Raw genomic sequence first — 17,219 nt, 5'->3', positions numbered from 1 at the left:
ATTCTTTTAAAACTCATCCCTTAACAGCTCCAACCATAACTCCCTTTGCAAAATATTTCTGTACAAAAGGATATACCACCATGAGCGGAAGCGTTGAAACAACAATAACTCCATACTTCAACTGTTCTGCAAGTTTCTGTCTTTCGATCATATCCGCACCGCTTGAAAGAACAGAGGAAGCCTGATTAGACAATACAATGTTTCTAAGAATTACCTGTAAAGGCATCTTATTCTGTTCTCCCATAAACATCAATGCATTCATGAAAGAGTTCCAAAGCGAAGTCGCATAAAACAGAATCATTACAGCTATAATGGTCTTCGAAATTGGTATCACAATACGAAAGAAAATTCTAAAATCGGAAGCTCCATCCAATTTAGCCGCCTCAACCAATTCATCTGAGATTGTACTGTCGAAGAATGATCGACATACGATCAGATTATAAACACTCACTGCCGTCGGTAAAATCATTGCAAAAATCGTATTATAGATCCCAAGCTTATTGATTACCAGATAAAGCGGAATAATACCGCCATTAAAAAACATAGTAAACGTAAACAGAAAGTTCAGCACTCTTCTGCCTGCCAGATCCTTTCTCGATAAGGAATAGGCACATGGTACCGTTACTGCAATTGCCACTACAGTACCTGTTACCGTATACAGAATGGTATTGTAAAAACCTGTCCATAACGGTTTGTAAGATATGATTTTCTGATAACCGGCAAAAAATAATTTTTCCGGATACAAAAGCAGCTTTCCTGAATTTACAATTGCAGGATCCGTAAACGACGCCATAAATACGTAATAAAGTGGATATGCAATGAAAATACAGATAAAGATCATAATGAGTGCGTTTATAAAGTCAAATATCTTGTCTTCTCGTGATTTTATTTTTTTCATTTTCTTTTCCCCACCTAAAATCAAAATCAGAATATACTGATATCTGATACCTTTTTTGTAATCTGATTTGCAACAACCAGAATCACAAAATTCACTACCGCATTGAAAAGCCCAACTGCAGTCGCAAAACTATACTGCGCATTCTGTAGTCCCACTTTATATACATACGTGGAAATAATTTCACTTACCTGCGTATTGGTACCGGCCTGCATCAAATATACTTTTTCATATCCGACTGTCATAATATTTCCAAGGGCAAGAATCAACATGATAATAATAGTTGGCATGATCAGAGGAATATCTACATGGAGAATTCTCTGAAGCTTTGTTGCTCCGTCCATAATTGCAGCTTCATGATATTCCGGACTGATTCCTGTCAGTGCCGCAATATATATGATTGCTGAAAATCCCATTGTCTGCCAGATGTTAGAAACGATATACATTGTCCGGAAATACTGTGCTGATGACATTAAAAGCAGCGGTCTTCCGATCAATGACTGAATGATTGTATTTACAAATCCACTCGGTGCGCAAATTACATTCAGAATGCTGACAACTACTACGTTTGATACAAAATACGGTGCATACGAAATTGTCTGTACAAATTTTCTTTTTCTTTTTCCTTGTATCTGATTCAATAAGAGTGCAAAGAGAATCGGAATCGGAAAAGAAAAGAGCATCGTCAAAAGGCTGAGTACCAACGTATTGACAATTACATTCTTTGCAATACTTGTGCTGAAAAATGCCGCAAAATGTTTCCATAAAGGCGTTGCCCATGGTGATCCAAGAATTCCAAGTGTTCCTTTATAATCTTTAAAACTGATCAAAAGTCCGTACATCGGATAATATGCAAAAATAATCAGCCAAGCCAACGCAGGCAGCATCAATACATACAGTCTCCAGTTATGTACAATCAGCTTTTTGCAGTTATGTCCTATCCTATTTTTTTTCATTTTGTCCATATTGCCTCCATGCGATGTACACTAATATGTGTGACCTTCGTTTCTTCTGCAAACCGGAATGTGATTCTGCCATTTCTATTCGGATTCATAAAAATTTTCGTTCCGGCCTTTTCCCCGTCATTCAAATAAAGTTCTACCGTTCTGCGATCCATAAATATTTCAAGTTTTTTCAGTTCTTCCGTTTCTGCTACAAACCGCGCCTGTGGATCTTTATTCTTACTGGAGATCAATTCCACCATTGAATTGTTTCCGATAATTTTCAAGTAATCTTTTCCGTCATCAAAAAGACTAATTTCAAATTCTGTTTTTCCGCAAAACTCGATACAGCTGTAATAACTATTTCCCGGAACCTCAACACTCACTGCCTTTCCGCCATTCTGCCAGAGCAGCAATTCCCTTTGCAGCCGGTAGACTTCCTCAATCGGCCTTTGATAAAGCCTTCCTTCTCTGACTGACAATTCTCTTGGTAATGTAAATCCTCCATATGCGCCATGTCGTGTCGTGACCTGTTCTCCTTCCCAGTCACAGATCCAGGCAAGCATGATTCGACGCCCTTCATGTTCCAACGTCTGCGGTGCGTAAAAGTTACAGCCAAAGTCGCAGGATTCCCTCCTGTTTACGGTGAATTTTTCATTTTTCCACTCACCGATATAATACATAACCGGCTGATATACACCATACTCGGTTCGCATTCCCATTACCGATGCAAGAAGTATCCACGCGTCATCCCCCAGTGGGAAAAAATCCGGACATTCCAGACTTGGTATCTCAGGGTTTTCTTCCTGAAGCAGTGGTCCGATAAACTTCCAGTCAAACATATCCTTAGAAGAAAACAAAAGAATGCTTCCTTTTCCAAAATAATTGCTTGCCAACAGCATATACCAGTTTTCACCATTCCGGAAGACCTTTGGATCCCGGAAATTCATATCAATCCCTTCTACTGCATAAGCCGGCAAAATTGTCTGTTCTTCAGAAAAAGCAAGTCCGTCTCTGCTGAAGGCGGTAGACTGGGACTGCTGAATCGTCTCGGCTTTTCCTCGTTCTTCCAAGTCCCGGGTAAAAAAGATTCGTAATCCATCTGGCAAAACAACTGCCGAGCCGGAAAAGGCACCACCTACCAGATTGTCTGATTCCAGGATCTCCGATTGCGGATCCAGTGCATACGGGAGATAATTCCAGTGGACCAGATCTTTACTGACTGCATGCCCCCAATACATATTGTCCCATTTCTGTTCATGTGGATTCGCCTGATAATACAAATGGTATTTCCCACGAAACCAGCATAAACCATTTGGATCATTACTCCAATTTACATAAGGTGTGAAATGAAACTGTTCCCTCCAGGGCGTATCAAATACTTCCGCTCTTTCCGGCCACTCATTATTTACAACCAGATGTTTGATTCCCGTTTCTTCTATATCTTCATTTCCGCATAAATACATCTGGCTGATCAGCGAATTCATCCAATCCATCTGATATTCTGTATTCTCGCAAAGTTCGATTGTCGCTTTATGAAAAGTATCGCTGGTAACCTCTGTTGTAACTACCTGCTGTCCATTTTTCTTCAACGAGAACTCGCCATTTTCTTCTCCTGTTTTTCGAATAAACAGTTCCGCTTTTCTGTATCTTCCACTGTAAAAATCCATCTTCTGTCTCCTTTTCTAAAGTGGAACCCGTTCCATGTCTGTATTATATACCTTCTTCCTTTTTCTGTCAATGAAAAAAAGCTGATCAGGCTGTATTTTTTATACCGTCTGATCAGCTATGGATCGTTATTTTTATATATTCTCTTTTTTATGGAACATCTACATTGTTCCACCCTTTATAAACTCTACATCACAGATTTGCTTCATTTCTATATCCGTATCACCATCCAAAAGCCGCATGATCGTATCCACACAACATTTTGCCATTCTGGGAATGTCCTGTTTAACGGTTGTCAAAGGGGGGTTTACAAATTTTCCAATATCCAATCCATCATATCCGATGATTTTAAGTTCTTCCGGCACCCGAATTCCTCGTTTTTCCGCAACAGCCATACATGCTACTGCCGGAAGATCACCTACATAAATTCCATCCACATCATCAAACAAATCCAGATATTTTTCTACCACCTGGGCATAGTATTCATAGCTTACTATATTCCATTCGATCTCCATAGAAATAACTGAGATTCCATGATCCTTCAATATCTTTTTTACACCTGTTCCACGTGCATCAAACGGTTGGCGCATATATGACCGCCCCTCAATCATCAGAATATTCCTGCATCCTGATGCAACAATCCGCTCTGCAATTAACCGTGCACCTTTTTCACTGTCTGAGGTAACAACAGGAATCTTTTCTCCCCAGTTTCGATCCATACTGACAACCGGTTTCTTCAGACGTTTCAAAATTTTTTCATCCGGCGGATCCACACCGACAATCAGACCATCCAGCACATTTTTTTCCATCAGTCGAATCATTTCTTCTACACGGTTGCTGATCTCTACCGTGTTGCATACCACTGCCCGATACCCATACCGATACAGTTCCATTTCTGTATATTTCATAAATTTTGCAAAAAATGGATGTTCCAGATCCGGAACAATTACTCCTATCATACCGCTTCTGTTCCGATATAGATTTCGTGCCAGTTCATTTGGTTGATAATTCAGTGCTTTTACAGCCTCATCTATCTTTCTCTTTGTTTCTTCCGATACATACCCCGTCTTATTTAATGCTCTTGAAACTGTTCCTACTCCTACACCTGCATATGCTGCTACATCTCTGATTCCTGCCATCTCTACCCCGCTTTATTTTTCTTTTTCGTTGCTTTTACAATTCCTTTTATCATAGCACTCAAAAAAGATTTTCTGCAATCTTTTTTCTAAATTCTTGAAAAGAATCTTCGTGTCTTCTTCGTAACGGTTCCGTACCTTCGCAATTAACCCTCGGGATTTTGGCATATTCATTCCAAAACACCTCGAGAGACAATGACTGCTGAATAGTTACGTTTCTTTATTAAAAATAAAGTGCACTAATAGTACAAAGCTCCCGAACACGAAAAGGAGATTCTTTATATTTTGGACAATTTTGGAAAGTTGTTTATAACAGCATATGGATAATAATGCAGTTGCGGATAAAACTGCGAAAGGTAAAGCGGGGGAATGCTTATCTGCGTTCAAATAAAGGGCTGGCTGATTTACATATAGAATCGCCCATGCTATACTGAAAAGCAAAAAAAGAAAAGGACTGTGTAGAAAATGAAGCGAATCGATTTTGAAAACGGAACAGTGACGCGAAATATCTTCGGGGCAGCGCTTCCCATGCTGGTAGCCCAGATTTTGAATCTCCTTTATAACATTGTAGACCGCATCTATATTGCCCGGATTCCGGAGGCAGGAACGGCCGCACTGGGAGCCGTAGGTCTCTGCTTTCCGCTGATTGTTGTGATCACCGCTTTTGCCAATCTGTTCGGAAGCGGCGGCGCACCGCTCTTTTCTATCTACAGAGGGAAAAAGAAAAACAAGGAAGCTGAGCAGATTATGGACACCTCTTTTTCCATGGTTTGTGTCAGTGGCCTCATTCTCATGACCATCGGTCTTCTCTTTGCCCGCCCTCTGCTGGTGCTTTTCGGAGCTTCCAGGGAGGCTCTGGTTTATGCCTGTCCGTATCTGATGATCTATCTCATCGGCACACTGCCCTCGATGATCGCCGTCGGCATGAATCCTTTCATCAACGCCCAGGGCTATTCTACGGTAGGAATGCTCTCCGTAGCCATTGGAGCCGTGGCAAATCTCCTGCTGGATCCGCTGTTTATCTTTGTGCTGGGCTTTGGTGTCCAGGGTGCAGCCATCGCGACAGTACTCTCCCAGTGCCTTTCCGCCGTGTTTGTCCTGTTTTTCCTTACGAAAAAGTCAGAACTGAAAGTTCATTTTCTTCGAAAAAATGAACTTTCCTCCTGCGTACCCTATGCGAAAAATATTGTCAGTCTGGGAACCTCCAGTTTTATCATGCAGCTCACAAACAGCCTGGTGACCATCTGCTGCAACCATGTGCTCTCCAGCACCGGAGGCGACATCTACATCTCTGTCATGACAATTGTCTCCAGCGTGCGCCAGCTGGTGGAAACGCCGATCTATGCCATGAATGAGGGAACCTCTCCTATCCTGAGCTACAATTACGGTGCCCGCCGCCCGGCCCGGGTACGAAAAGCCATGCTGGTCATGAGTGCCATGGTTCTCGGCTACTCAGCCATCATGTGGAGCATTATTCTTCTGGAGCCGGGTGCGCTGATCCGGATTTTCAGTTCTGATGAGACGCTGATCCGTGATGCCGTTCCAGCCCTGAAACAGTATTTTGCGGCTTTCATTTTCATGGATTGTCAGTACATCGGCCAGACTGTCTTTAAATCCCTGAACAAAAAGAAACAGGCAATCTTTTTCTCTCTGCTCCGCAAGGTAGTCATCGTCGTTCCTCTGACCTACTTTATGCCCTACACTCTCCATATGGGAACCGCCGGTGTTTTTCTCGCCGAGCCGGTATCCAATGTCATTGGCGGAGGTCTTTGCTTTGTGACGATGCTGTGCACAATATTGCCGGAATTAAAACGTTTGGAATCGGCTCAGTGACAGGCAAAGGCTCTCTATCTGACATCACCCAGACTTTTCTGGAAGAAATCTCCGATTTCCTCCCAGATTTCCTTCTGAAAGAAATGAAGATCGGCATGATCTGCCCCTTCAATCGCAAGAAGAGTCGCATCACAGCCTGCTTTCTCCAGCTTCTCATAAAGCAGCTCGCTCTGGGCAAAAGGTACGGTATGATCATTTTTTCCGTGAATGATCAGGAAAGGCGGAGCTTCCGGAGTCACAAAGCTCACCGGACAGCATTTCAATGCTTCCCCGGCATGACGCATAACATTCTTTCCAAGGAGAAGTGATTCCGGTGCTGCTGCGCACTGTTCCGCTGAATCATAAGGAAAGCCTCTGAAGTCTGTGGGCGGATACCAGGGGCAGGCTGCCTGTACACTGCTGGAATATTCCAGATTCTCTCCCACATCAAAAGACGGATCCATTGCAAGAGCTGCCATACAAGTCAGATATCCGCCTGCCGATTCTCCCATAACGCCGATTTTTTCCGGATCTATATGAAAACGTCCGGCATGCGCACGAAGATAGCGGATTCCGGCTTTCACATCTTCAAGAGGCCCTGGAAACGGGGTTTCATTGCTGGTCCGGTACTGAAGGGAAGCCACTGTAAAGCCTTTTCTTGCCAGTTCTGAAAGGTATGCCAGATGAGCAGAACGATCCATCTGGAGCCAGGCCCCTCCGCAGATCCAGACGATACATGGATACTTTCTTTCCTTATCCTCCGGATAGATCAGATCCATTTTAAGATCCTGCATCGTGTGTCCGAACCAGCTGTTCCGTTGGGCATACGTAAGTCCTGTGATCACGGTAAATTGTGGGACTTTTACTTTTACCTGAATATTTTTTCTCATGTTGTTCTCCTTTCTCAGTCGGTGCAAAATAAACATCCTCTGGATAATCTTTTTCCCTTCCATCATATCATAATGCAGACAATTCATACAATCTTTCTTATTTTCTCTTGACATTTTTTTCTCTCCGCACTATACTTCATTTTTGAATAATTCAAATTTGAACTGTTTGAGAAAGGAGAAATCTGATCATGAATCCGGAACTGGAATTCGCCCGTAAGACCGCCCTCGCCTACAACGCTCTCTGCCGACCGCTCTGTCAGGAACTGAACCTGCCGCAGACGGCTTTCGATATTCTGATGTTTCTTGGCAACAATCCGTCTTATAAAACAGCAAGCGATATCGTAGAGATCCGGCATATCAAAGCCAATCTTGTTTCGGTAAATGTGGACCGGCTGGTCCGGGAAGGTTATCTTATGCGACAGGAAGTCAAAGAAGACCGGCGCAAAACGGAACTGATCTGCACAGAAAAAGCACAGTCTGTCATCCGTCGAGGACAGAAGCTTCAGCGTACTTTCTTTGATCGCCTTCTTGAGAATATGGACGAACAGACACGAAACGCTTTTTTTGCCGCCATGAAAATCATGGAGAAAAATATAGATATGATATTGGAGGAAACAAAGTAAAATGAGTTTGTTATTAACGGTTTTCGTCACATTTTTTGCAGGCATGGGAGCCGGTCTCGGAACCGGTTTTGCCGGTTTAAGTGCCGCTGCGGTCATAAGTCCCATGCTGATCACATTCCTGCATATGGATCCTTACATGGCGGTAGGTATTGCCCTGTCCTCTGACGTACTCGCAAGTGCCATTTCCGCTTACACCTATCACAAAAACAAGAACCTGGATGTCAAAAACGGGCTTATCATGATGGTAAGTGTTTTGATCTTTACCGCCGTTGGAAGCTATGTTGCCAGCCTGGTTCCTTCTCAGACTATGGGAAGCTTTTCCGTATTCATGACCTTCCTTCTGGGCATTAAATTCATTGTCCGCCCTGTCATGACAACAAAAGAAGCCATGGCCGGTGTTTCCCCGAAAAAACGGGCTGTCCAGTCCGTAATCTGCGGCGTGATGATCGGCTTCATCTGTGGATTTATCGGTGCAGGCGGCGGTATGATGATGCTCCTGATTCTGACCAGTATCCTTGGCTACGAGCTGAAAACAGCTGTTGGTACCAGTGTATTCATTATGAGTTTCACTGCTCTGACCGGAGCTGCTTCCCACTTTATGATCGGCGGCATGCCTGACTGGCCTGTATTTTTCCTGTGTGTTATCTTTACCCTGATCTGGGCACGCATCGCAGCTGTTTTTGCCAATAAAGCAAAACCGGCAACCTTGAACCGGGCTACCGGCGTGGTGCTGGTTATCCTGGGCATCGTCGTCATGGGATTCCAGATACTGGCATGATCCCATAAAAATCCGGCGTATATCTGCAAAGATGGATCCTTTGCGGATATACGTCTTTTTCTTTTCTGCGAAAATCCTATCAGGAGTGCCCCTCTTCCTCTGCTTCCGTACTCTGTTTCATACTTTCCCCAAGTCGGATCACCTCTTCCAGTTCCAGACCGGTAAGCTCCGCAATTTCTTCTTCCGAATAGCAACCTTTTTGTAACATCATTCTTGCAATATCCATCCCTTTTTCCTCACGGCCTTCTTCACGGCCTTCTTCGCGTCCCTCTTCTCGGCCTTCTTCACGATCCCACCTGCGCTGACGTTCTTCATCATACTCATAAAGGCACATCTTTTTCACCTCCGCTTTGTTCCTCAGCAGAAAATCTCTGAGAACATCTTCCCTGATACATTCTTCTACCGCCTGATCAATGGCTGCTTCCAGCGGCCGGTTTTCCGAATATCTGCGTGTTTTATCTACAAAGATCATGTAATCATGCATGGTACGGCTCTTTTTATAAATCTCTTCGCTGTTCCCAAGATTGATATTCCGTACCTTTACCCGAAGTTCCAGGTTCGGTTTCTGTGTCTTTCTTGTATAAGCCTCAGAAAGGAGAACTTCTCTTTCTTCCACCGGGTCTTTTCCATTATAAAAAACAACAAAGGTCGGTGCCGGGATCTGGATCTGCCTGCTCCCGTAAAGATTCTCATTTCTGACCATTCTGGAATAACTGTCACTGACATAAAAAAGACAGCGTAAAGGCATATTTTTATTCTTACTGGACTGCTGTTCATAGAGAAACAGTTCATCATGGAATACATACGCCAAATCATTTTTCATTGCCAGATAAACTGCATTTTCCAGTGTAACGATTTCAAGTTCCTCCACGTTTTCATAATCTGTTCCATTCATGGCATTATAAAGCTCCAGAAGCTTTTCTCTGCTGTTAAAGATCATACGGAATACACGGTCTTTGTACTGTCTGTTTACTTTTAATTCAGTCATTCTTTGCCTCCTTTTTCAGAAGATCCTGTATTTTCTGCTCAGGACCTTCCTCCATATTTAATTATCGTAGCGTATTGGGATTTTCCAAGCCTGCGAACGCAGAAAATACAGAAACGGTAACATACCGTTTAAAGAATATTAGAAATTAACTGTCTATATAGTAACATAGTTTTTTCCATTTGTCACTTGTTTTATGCAAAGTTTATTTTTATATTTACAAAATTGCAACATCAAAATGAACGATTCCATTTGAAAGCGGCCTCTGATATCAAACCAGATGCCGCTACTTTTTGCTCTCTTATTTTATCCCTCGAAGATCATCTCATCCAACTGTACAGTACCATCTTTCATTTCCAGGGAAACAACCCACTCGGCGCTGGCACCAAGATCAGCCAGCACACATTCCTTCGTCTCCGTTCCAGTCAACACTGTCTCAGAAACCTCTTTTTTCCCTTCCTCACTGGTACAAGTCACAATAACGGAAGCCTTTTCGCCCATAGTTCTCGCTGTCACGGATACTCGACAGTTTTCTTTCACATCACGGATCGTGTAAGATACGGCCTCACCCTCCCGGAGCTCCAGGCAAAGATCTTTTAACGGACCGGATTCCCGAAGCGGTTCACCTGTTGGGACCACTACATGCTGCGGCGGCAATGCACCAGGACGAAGAGGCATTTTCATTCCCTCCTCCGTCCGATAACCAAAGGCATTTCCATAGATCCAGCCATTGCTTCTGCTGCTGCCCTGATCAAAACCAACAGCTGGGATCCGGATGCCGGGCTGACGAAGGTTGTAATGATTGTATGTCTGATCGACGGTATAATACTCCGGTTTCATTTTCTCCAGCATCTCATCCAAAATCTCCTGTGATTCTTTATAGGAGGGTCTGGGACCTCCGTTCCGGATATAGTCACGCATCACATCCCATTTTTCCGGGATCGGATAGGTCACGGCAGAGCTTCCGTCTCCTTTGGGATCATCCGCCCGTTTCCAGGACCAGACGGCATAACCGATATCGTAAGTGCCTGCAATCTCATAGAAAATGGAGTTGGACACCGAGTCGCTGCCGCCCTCGCCGATCCAGATGGGCACGTTGTTTTTCAGACTGGTATCCAGGAACCGGTATAACGTCCGGACCTCCGGAGAGAAGCCATAATAATGAATATGGATACACCAGTTATGACATTCCGGATCATAATCATGATCAAAAATTTCCATATCCATGGAGAAAACACTTCCCTCCAGGGTCAGCATATGCTTCTTATCGTATTTCCGGATCCGTGGGATCACATCATCATAAAATTTCGCCAGCTCCGGCAGGAATTTCCGGCAATCCGGTCCGGACAACGGCTCGTTTAAAAGATCATAGCCGCCAATGATCCAGCGGTCATGGTAACGCTTTGCAAACTCTTCCCAGATCAGAAGAGCCCGTTCTCTGCTTTCCGGCTCTGTAAACATATGCGGACGGTTATCAATACCGTCATCACAGGCAAGGGCAGACTGACCGCCAGGTGCACCGTGAAGATCCAGGATCGCGTAAACATGATATTTTTCACACCAGTCCAGCACCTGCTCCAGTACGGCAAAGCCTTCCTCAATCCACTGGATCTCCGGTTCCTCTGCCAGAAAAAGTCGCGCACTCACCGGCAGACGGACAGAGTTATAGCCCATCTCGGCCATAAGTCGGATATCTTCCTCTGAAAGATAATTGCGGTACCATTTTTTTGCAAATTCTTTTGCATAGGCAGTACCGGCCAGTTCCCGCACCGTTGTTTCCATGGTACGCCCGCGCTCAAATCTTCTCGGAAGAGCAAAATCATTAAAACCTCCCACCTCTGCAAAGAGCGGAACACCACCGATCATAAAGCCTTCCGGATTCATCCAGCTTCCGACACCCCAGCCGCGAAGAACCACTGTTTCGCCATCTTCATTTACCATTTTTCGTCCGTCCGTATGAAGGAAGCCCTTCACACGGTCTCTTGAACATTTACTCATTTTGAAAACCTCCTGAAAAAACAAATCCTGTACCCGTTGTTGTACTTCCATTATAACGAAAATGACTTTCTGATTCCTACCTCAAATATGTGATATTCTGTCGTTTTTATTACTTTCTTGAGAGCAGAAGCAGTATTTCTCCCCGATCACTGCCGCCTTGGAATCCGTTCCATGTCCGATAAAAGCGGTCTTTGCCACCGGGAGCTGTTCCGGCACAAAGTCTTTCAGAAGCCTCCAGACCTGCTCTGCTCCTTTCTCCCGTTCCAACTGTGTAAAAGTTCCAAGCAGGATACCGCAGACCTTCTGGAAAGCTCCAAGCTGTTCCAGCTGACTGAAATAGGTCAGAAGCTGTGCATCTCCCCCTCCACAGGCTTCCAGAAGAAGGATTTTTCCGGTAAGCTCCGGGAAATACCCGGTTCCTGCCAGTTTGAGAAAGCAACGGATATTTCCGCCGATCAGGATACCGGACATCGCATCGCCCTGCAGAAACTCATACGGAAAATGAAAAAGACTGTCATTCCTTTCCGCATCCAGGAAACTCCGGAACCGTCGTCTCTGCTCCTCTCCATCCCGGTAAATAAGATTCCGGATCTGGTAGAGAACCGATGGCTTTCCTGTCTTCGTCGTAATGGCATTTACCACTGTGGTAAGGTCGCTGTAGCCCCAGAAGGCCTTCCCGCTCTCTTTAATCTCCTCGTAATCCAGCCATGGCAGCACTCCGTTAGCCAGATCTCCTCCGGAAACATCAAAAATCCCTTTAATCTCTTCGTCCCGGTAAAATTTCATCAATTCTTCTGCTCTTTTTCTCCGGCCGGCACTCTCTACACCATTTCCGGCATAAAGATATCTGGAAAAAACAGGGATCAGCCCCAGTTCTTCCAACGTATCTTTCAAATGCTCCATTTCTTGCCTGCTTTTTTCCTTCAAACCATTGGAACAGGCAACAATACCGATTTTATCTCCCTTTTTCATAAACATCCTCCACGTATAACTGCAGCACAAGAGTTCTGAATCAGTATAACAAATCTTTTGATAAATGTGAAAAATGTTGAGAAATTTTTTCATCAGTGTTAGAATAGAAAAAAACGTAACTGCGGTTACAAAAATTGCGGAGGATTATCTGATATGAAAAAACTGAAAGTGAAAAAAGGAAGTACTTGTATGGCATGTCTTGCTTGTGTGCAGGCTTGTTCCGAGGCATTTTATAAGGAATTTGATCCGGATAAATCATGCATCCAGATCGTTGAGAAAAAAGCTGTCCGTCCCATGGCCTGTCCTCAGTGCGGCAAATGTGCCGAGGCTTGTCCGGAAGGTGCAATCACCCAGAACGCCAAGGGCGTTTACATGATCAACAAGAAGAAATGTACCGGCTGCGGCAAATGTGCCGAGGCTTGTCCCTTCGGCCTGATCGTTAAAACAGAAGGCAACCCGGCTTCCAAATGTATCGCCTGCGGTATCTGTGCAAAAGCATGTCCGATGGATGTACTGGAAGTTGTAGAAGAGTAAGTATAGATACGGTAATTAAAAAATAGGCTTCGCCTATTCAACTCCCCTGCCCCTCAATCTTGAGGGGATTAGGGGTTTCTTTTTCTAAAATATACCTCATAATAGTCTTATGAATATCTTACAGAAAATTTTTACAGACCATTACGAAGAAATTAAATATACTCTTCATCCCAGAAAAACTGAGATAGAAAATATCGACAAGATGATTAACTGTGGCGATTCATCATTCGGCGGCGCAATGTATGGCTGTCCTCACTGCGGAAAACTCAAATTCGTTCCTTTCCGCTGTCACAGCCGTTTCTGCCCTACCTGTGGCAACAAATATGCCATAGAACGCACCACCAGTATGTCCTTTAAGCTGGTAAATGTCACACATCGCCATTGCGTTTTCACGATCGATGAAAATCTTCGCGAATCCTTTCTCAAGGATCATTCTCTGCTCGATTGTCTGTTCCACTCTGTAAACAGCGTGATCTCTCGTATGTTCTACAAAATGAATAAGTCCAAAAACTTCACGCCCGGTTTCATTATGGTTTTACATACTTTTGGCAGAGACCTGAAATGGAATCCGCACATCCACCGCCTCTTATCTGAAGGCGGATACAGTGACGATGGTTTTTGGCGCCATGTCAAACACTTTAATTACACTTATTTACGTAATGCTTTCCGCACTGCTCTGCTTAATGAAATGGAGTCCAAAATCGGTCCTTCTTTCAAAAAAGTGAAAGCGAATTGCTATACGGAGCATAAGCACGGTTTTTACGTTTATGCCAAACCAAACAAATGTGACCCCAAAACAGTTATCAAATATATCGGTCGATATCTGGGGCGTCCTGTCATCGCTACATCCAGAATTGATAAATACGATGGCGAAATGGTTACTTTCCATTACAACCGACATGAAGACGAACAATACATAGAAGAAACGGTTCCTGCCATGGAATTCATTCAACGATTGATCCGGCACATACCAGAAAAGCATTTCAAAATGATCCGTTATGGAGGTCTCTACGCCCGCCATCGGACGATTGATTCCAAGCTCCATCGTGCCATTTCAAAAAGTAAACATCCTATTTATCGCAGCTTCAATCAGTGGAGAACCGCTATTCTTTCCTCTTTCGGTTATGACCCTCTGGAATGTCCAGACTGTAAACACAAGATGATGTTTCTTGAACTTTATTACAATCACAAACGCGTATCTCTCGAAGAACTTTACGAGAAAGCAATGTCCAAATCTCGTGGAAAGCGTTCTTCTGCATAAATTCCTCAGATTTTATGATATAATCCTCTGAAAGGAGGATAAACTACCATGAAACAAAACATCGAGGAATTACGCAAAAAATATATGGATAATCCCCCAGAAGGTATGACTTCCAAGGACATTCGCCTTATGAGCGAGGATGAACTTCTGGATATGAATTATTTCTTAAATGATGATGAACTTGATGACGATTTTGGTGAAGAAGGTTTTTATATCTTCTAAACCAACATTTGTCTGCTTGTTGTGCCCGCCTCTGTGCGGGCCCTTTTCAATTCAAGAGAGCGCCGCAGGCGGTCTTTCCTATAAAGTGAAAAACAGGAGACACCCCATGGATGCCCCCTGCTTTTATTCCCGCAAAGCAATAAGCCAGGCAGATGTGCCAAGTACCCTGCAGGTATGCACAGATCTGTCAGCTTTCCGATTTTTCTTTCTTGTCCAGGCTGTCACGATAATCCGACGGAAGTACCCCCTTACGCTTTTTGAAGGCCCGCCGGAAGGTATGGCTGCTGTTGTAGCCGCAGTTCCGGGCAGTATCTTCAATAGAATCACCTCGCTCCAATGCCTCACACGCCTTGTCCAGCCTCAAGGTCTCCAGCAGAACCGAAAAGGTGCATCCGAATTGTTCCTTTATGACCCGGTACAAATAGGACTCCGCATAATCAAAATGTAAAGCCACGTCATATAAGGTGAAACCACTGTCGGAAATATTTTCCTGTACATATTCCAGAATATCCTCCTTAAACCGGGACTCTTCACTTGCCTTTTCATTGCTTGCCCGCTGGCAGGCAGCAGTCAGGCGTCCCACTACCTTCTCCGAAATCTCCATGGCATCATTCCCGGTATGGTGGGACATCAGAAATTTGCTTTCCTGACACAGCTCGGCATCATGAAGATTTTCGCTAATGCGAAGAATAGTCAGATACATCTGATGATTTAATAACACAAGATCCGTATCCTGCACATCTGCGTAAATATCTGTTACCAAGTTTGACAACAACTCGGTCTGACCTGTCACTGCCAGATTAATCAGACGCATTTCCATCTCAATAGGAAGTATGTCCATATGTACCTTCCTGTGCAAATTGACGTCGTAAAAAACCACATCCCCGTCTTTACTCACTTCTTCATTGTCCAGCATGGACACAGCCCGGTCAGAAAGCTCCGATACCTCGTCCAGGCTCCCGCAAAAACCTCCGCAAAGATAAGACAACGGACAGTGGAGCTTTTCTCCCAAGAGTCCATGTATACGCCCTACAGTTTCCAAAAGCTTCTGTCGGCATGAGGGAATATCGCTTTCCGGAAAGACAAGCAGGAGGGCCGATACTCGCTGATTATACTGCGCTCCATAGACCTTGAAAGACTCTGTCTGTGAGAAAGTGGACAGTATCAGGACGGCAGCGCTTTCCAGCTCATACATGGACTGAGAGTCAATCCATTCCCCATATCCGGTATTGTTTACCAAAAGCACGGAATAGGTTTCTCCCGCAAGGTTAAGGGAAAGATATTCAGAAAGCCTCTCCGTTTGCTCCTGAGAAATGGTTCCACGCAGCAATTGCAGAAAAAAATCCGTCTGAATCACCATAGTCTGACGCTCCAGCTTTTCGTTGAGCTCACTGTTGCTGCTGACAAGCTTCGATATCGTCCCCTTCATGAAGTTATAGTCCTTGGATACACCCTTATCTTCGCCGGAATAACCATCCAGAAGCTGGAATATATCCAGAATCGGCTCCGAATTCTTATAGGAAAAACGCAGGGAAAGGAGAAATCCCAGAATTAAATCCACCATCAATATGACAACGATCCCGCTCCGAAGGCTGCGAACCCGAAAATAAATTTCGTTTTTTGGAATGTAGGCCACACAGCGGCGCCTGCTTGTAGCGTTTTGAGAGTCGAACCGGAGGTAATCCCTTTCCGGAAAGTTCATCTCGTCAAGAGAATCGACAGGTTCCCTATCCCCGCATATCTGATACAGAATTTTGCCGTCACCATCAGCAATATAGGCAATACCGGAGCTTCCCAGATTCATTCTTGTAAGCTTATCCGAGAACTCAGAGGTATCGACCACAGCCGCCACACAATCAGCACGAGTGGAACGGTATCCGGCCAGTATAGGTTTAATCAGTATAATGGCATCATAGGAACGCTCATAAATCTTCACTTTTGTAGCAGGACAGATATATTCTTTACCACTATGCTCTTTCAGGATATCAGAAATATTCTCTGTACCATCTGGAAAGGTGAGAATTTTATCATAATATTCCATCTGGGAAAAGGGTGCCTTTCGGGAAACCAAGCAATCACTTTTCCCCGCATAAATCAACATATCCAGTATTCCGGAGGAAGAAAACAACTCCTCATAATCCGTCAGATTCTGATATGCCTCCTTAGCACGGATAAGCAGGCTGGATCCATTATAAGTAGCCGGCATCAGAAATTTCTGGGTCGTATGACTAAATGCTATGGAGTTCATAGCATGATCCGCCAGGCCGAAGCTTTCCTCCATGGAGCTCATACATTCATCCAACAGATACTGATTATATGTCTGGATTTCTTCCTTTATGATGTTAGAGGAAACACCGTAGGTAATCAGCAGAGCCACTATAGGGAGTACCAGCATTGCCAGGTAGGAAAGGTACATAATTCGAAATATGCTGTTTTTTGAACGTTTTCTAAGATTCACAGAAATTCGTCCCCCTTATATGTACAATAAATAGTCTGAATGAGCC

At 44.1% G+C, this 17,219-nt stretch carries 15 protein-coding genes; 6 read left to right on the top strand and 9 right to left on the bottom strand.

Annotated features, from left to right (window positions below):
- Positions 1–13: 13 nt before the first annotated feature.
- The 4 genes from DXA57_RS07760 to DXA57_RS07745 all read right to left on the bottom strand — a co-directional run bounded on the left by DXA57_RS07760 (position 14) and on the right by DXA57_RS07745 (position 4,643).
- Positions 14–898 (bottom strand): carbohydrate ABC transporter permease, encoded by an 885-nt coding sequence (locus DXA57_RS07760; protein WP_117766265.1) that lies wholly within the window; start codon positions 896–898, stop codon positions 14–16.
- A gap of 26 nt (positions 899–924) precedes the next feature.
- Positions 925–1,851: an ABC transporter permease gene (locus tag DXA57_RS07755; RefSeq protein WP_243005744.1), complete on the bottom strand. Its 927-nt coding sequence runs from the start codon at positions 1,849–1,851 to the stop codon at positions 925–927.
- Positions 1,848–3,506 carry a GH32 C-terminal domain-containing protein gene (locus tag DXA57_RS07750; RefSeq protein ID WP_117766263.1) on the bottom strand — a complete coding sequence of 553 codons (1,659 nt, stop codon included), beginning with the start codon at positions 3,504–3,506 and terminating at the stop codon, positions 1,848–1,850. Before DXA57_RS07750 ends, DXA57_RS07755 begins: the two co-directional genes overlap by 4 nt.
- A gap of 159 nt (positions 3,507–3,665) precedes the next feature.
- Positions 3,666–4,643, bottom strand: a complete 978-nt coding sequence (locus DXA57_RS07745; protein ID WP_117766261.1) for a LacI family DNA-binding transcriptional regulator — start codon at positions 4,641–4,643, stop codon at positions 3,666–3,668.
- Between the two features lie 462 nt (positions 4,644–5,105).
- On the opposite strand from DXA57_RS07745, the gene DXA57_RS07740 reads away from it, so the two are divergent.
- The gene (locus tag DXA57_RS07740; RefSeq protein WP_117766259.1) at positions 5,106–6,473 is read left to right on the top strand and encodes an MATE family efflux transporter; all 1,368 of its coding nucleotides are present in this window, start codon (positions 5,106–5,108) and stop codon (positions 6,471–6,473) included.
- Between the two features lie 14 nt (positions 6,474–6,487).
- Here the strand turns inward: DXA57_RS07740 and DXA57_RS07735 are convergent, their stop codons facing one another.
- Entirely contained in the window at positions 6,488–7,342 is an 855-nt protein-coding gene (locus DXA57_RS07735) for an alpha/beta hydrolase (protein WP_117766424.1), read from the bottom strand.
- Between the two features lie 188 nt (positions 7,343–7,530).
- Here DXA57_RS07735 and DXA57_RS07730 point away from each other — a divergent pair, with 188 nt between their 5' ends.
- Positions 7,531–7,965: a MarR family winged helix-turn-helix transcriptional regulator gene (locus tag DXA57_RS07730; protein ID WP_117766256.1), complete on the top strand. Its 435-nt coding sequence runs from the start codon at positions 7,531–7,533 to the stop codon at positions 7,963–7,965.
- 1 nt (position 7,966) lies between these two features.
- Positions 7,967–8,743 (top strand): sulfite exporter TauE/SafE family protein, encoded by a 777-nt coding sequence (locus DXA57_RS07725; RefSeq protein WP_117766254.1) that lies wholly within the window; start codon positions 7,967–7,969, stop codon positions 8,741–8,743.
- A gap of 79 nt (positions 8,744–8,822) precedes the next feature.
- Here the strand turns inward: DXA57_RS07725 and DXA57_RS07720 are convergent, their stop codons facing one another.
- The 3 genes from DXA57_RS07720 to DXA57_RS07710 all read right to left on the bottom strand — a co-directional run bounded on the left by DXA57_RS07720 (position 8,823) and on the right by DXA57_RS07710 (position 12,698).
- Positions 8,823–9,731, bottom strand: a complete 909-nt coding sequence (locus tag DXA57_RS07720; RefSeq protein ID WP_117766252.1) for a hypothetical protein — start codon at positions 9,729–9,731, stop codon at positions 8,823–8,825.
- Positions 9,732–10,034: 303 nt separating this feature from the next.
- A complete protein-coding gene (locus DXA57_RS07715; protein ID WP_158571261.1) occupies positions 10,035–11,726 on the bottom strand; it encodes a glycoside hydrolase family 5 protein in 1,692 nt (563 codons plus the stop codon).
- Between the two features lie 81 nt (positions 11,727–11,807).
- Complete coding sequence (locus DXA57_RS07710) at positions 11,808–12,698, bottom strand: S66 family peptidase (protein ID WP_199612696.1); 891 nt, start codon at positions 12,696–12,698, stop codon at positions 11,808–11,810.
- Between the two features lie 153 nt (positions 12,699–12,851).
- Here DXA57_RS07710 and DXA57_RS07705 point away from each other — a divergent pair, with 153 nt between their 5' ends.
- From DXA57_RS07705 to DXA57_RS17305, 3 genes are all read left to right on the top strand, one after another.
- Complete coding sequence (locus tag DXA57_RS07705; RefSeq protein ID WP_117766246.1) at positions 12,852–13,232, top strand: 4Fe-4S binding protein; 381 nt, start codon at positions 12,852–12,854, stop codon at positions 13,230–13,232.
- Positions 13,233–13,341: 109 nt separating this feature from the next.
- Positions 13,342–14,493, top strand: coding sequence for an IS91 family transposase (locus DXA57_RS07700; RefSeq protein ID WP_117766244.1), 1,152 nt, complete (start codon positions 13,342–13,344; stop codon positions 14,491–14,493).
- A gap of 48 nt (positions 14,494–14,541) precedes the next feature.
- Positions 14,542–14,715, top strand: coding sequence for a hypothetical protein (locus DXA57_RS17305; RefSeq protein WP_199612695.1), 174 nt, complete (start codon positions 14,542–14,544; stop codon positions 14,713–14,715).
- Between the two features lie 187 nt (positions 14,716–14,902).
- On the opposite strand, the gene DXA57_RS07695 is transcribed toward DXA57_RS17305, so the two are convergent.
- Positions 14,903–17,173 (bottom strand): AraC family transcriptional regulator, encoded by a 2,271-nt coding sequence (locus DXA57_RS07695; RefSeq protein ID WP_147345666.1) that lies wholly within the window; start codon positions 17,171–17,173, stop codon positions 14,903–14,905.
- Positions 17,174–17,219: the final 46 nt, after the last annotated feature.

It is taken from the genome of Blautia sp. OF03-15BH (assembly GCF_003463065.1).
Taxonomy (GTDB): domain Bacteria; phylum Bacillota; class Clostridia; order Lachnospirales; family Lachnospiraceae; genus Limivivens.
Note: the sequence above shows the minus strand (reverse complement) of the source record. Positions and strands in the feature narration are given on the sequence as shown.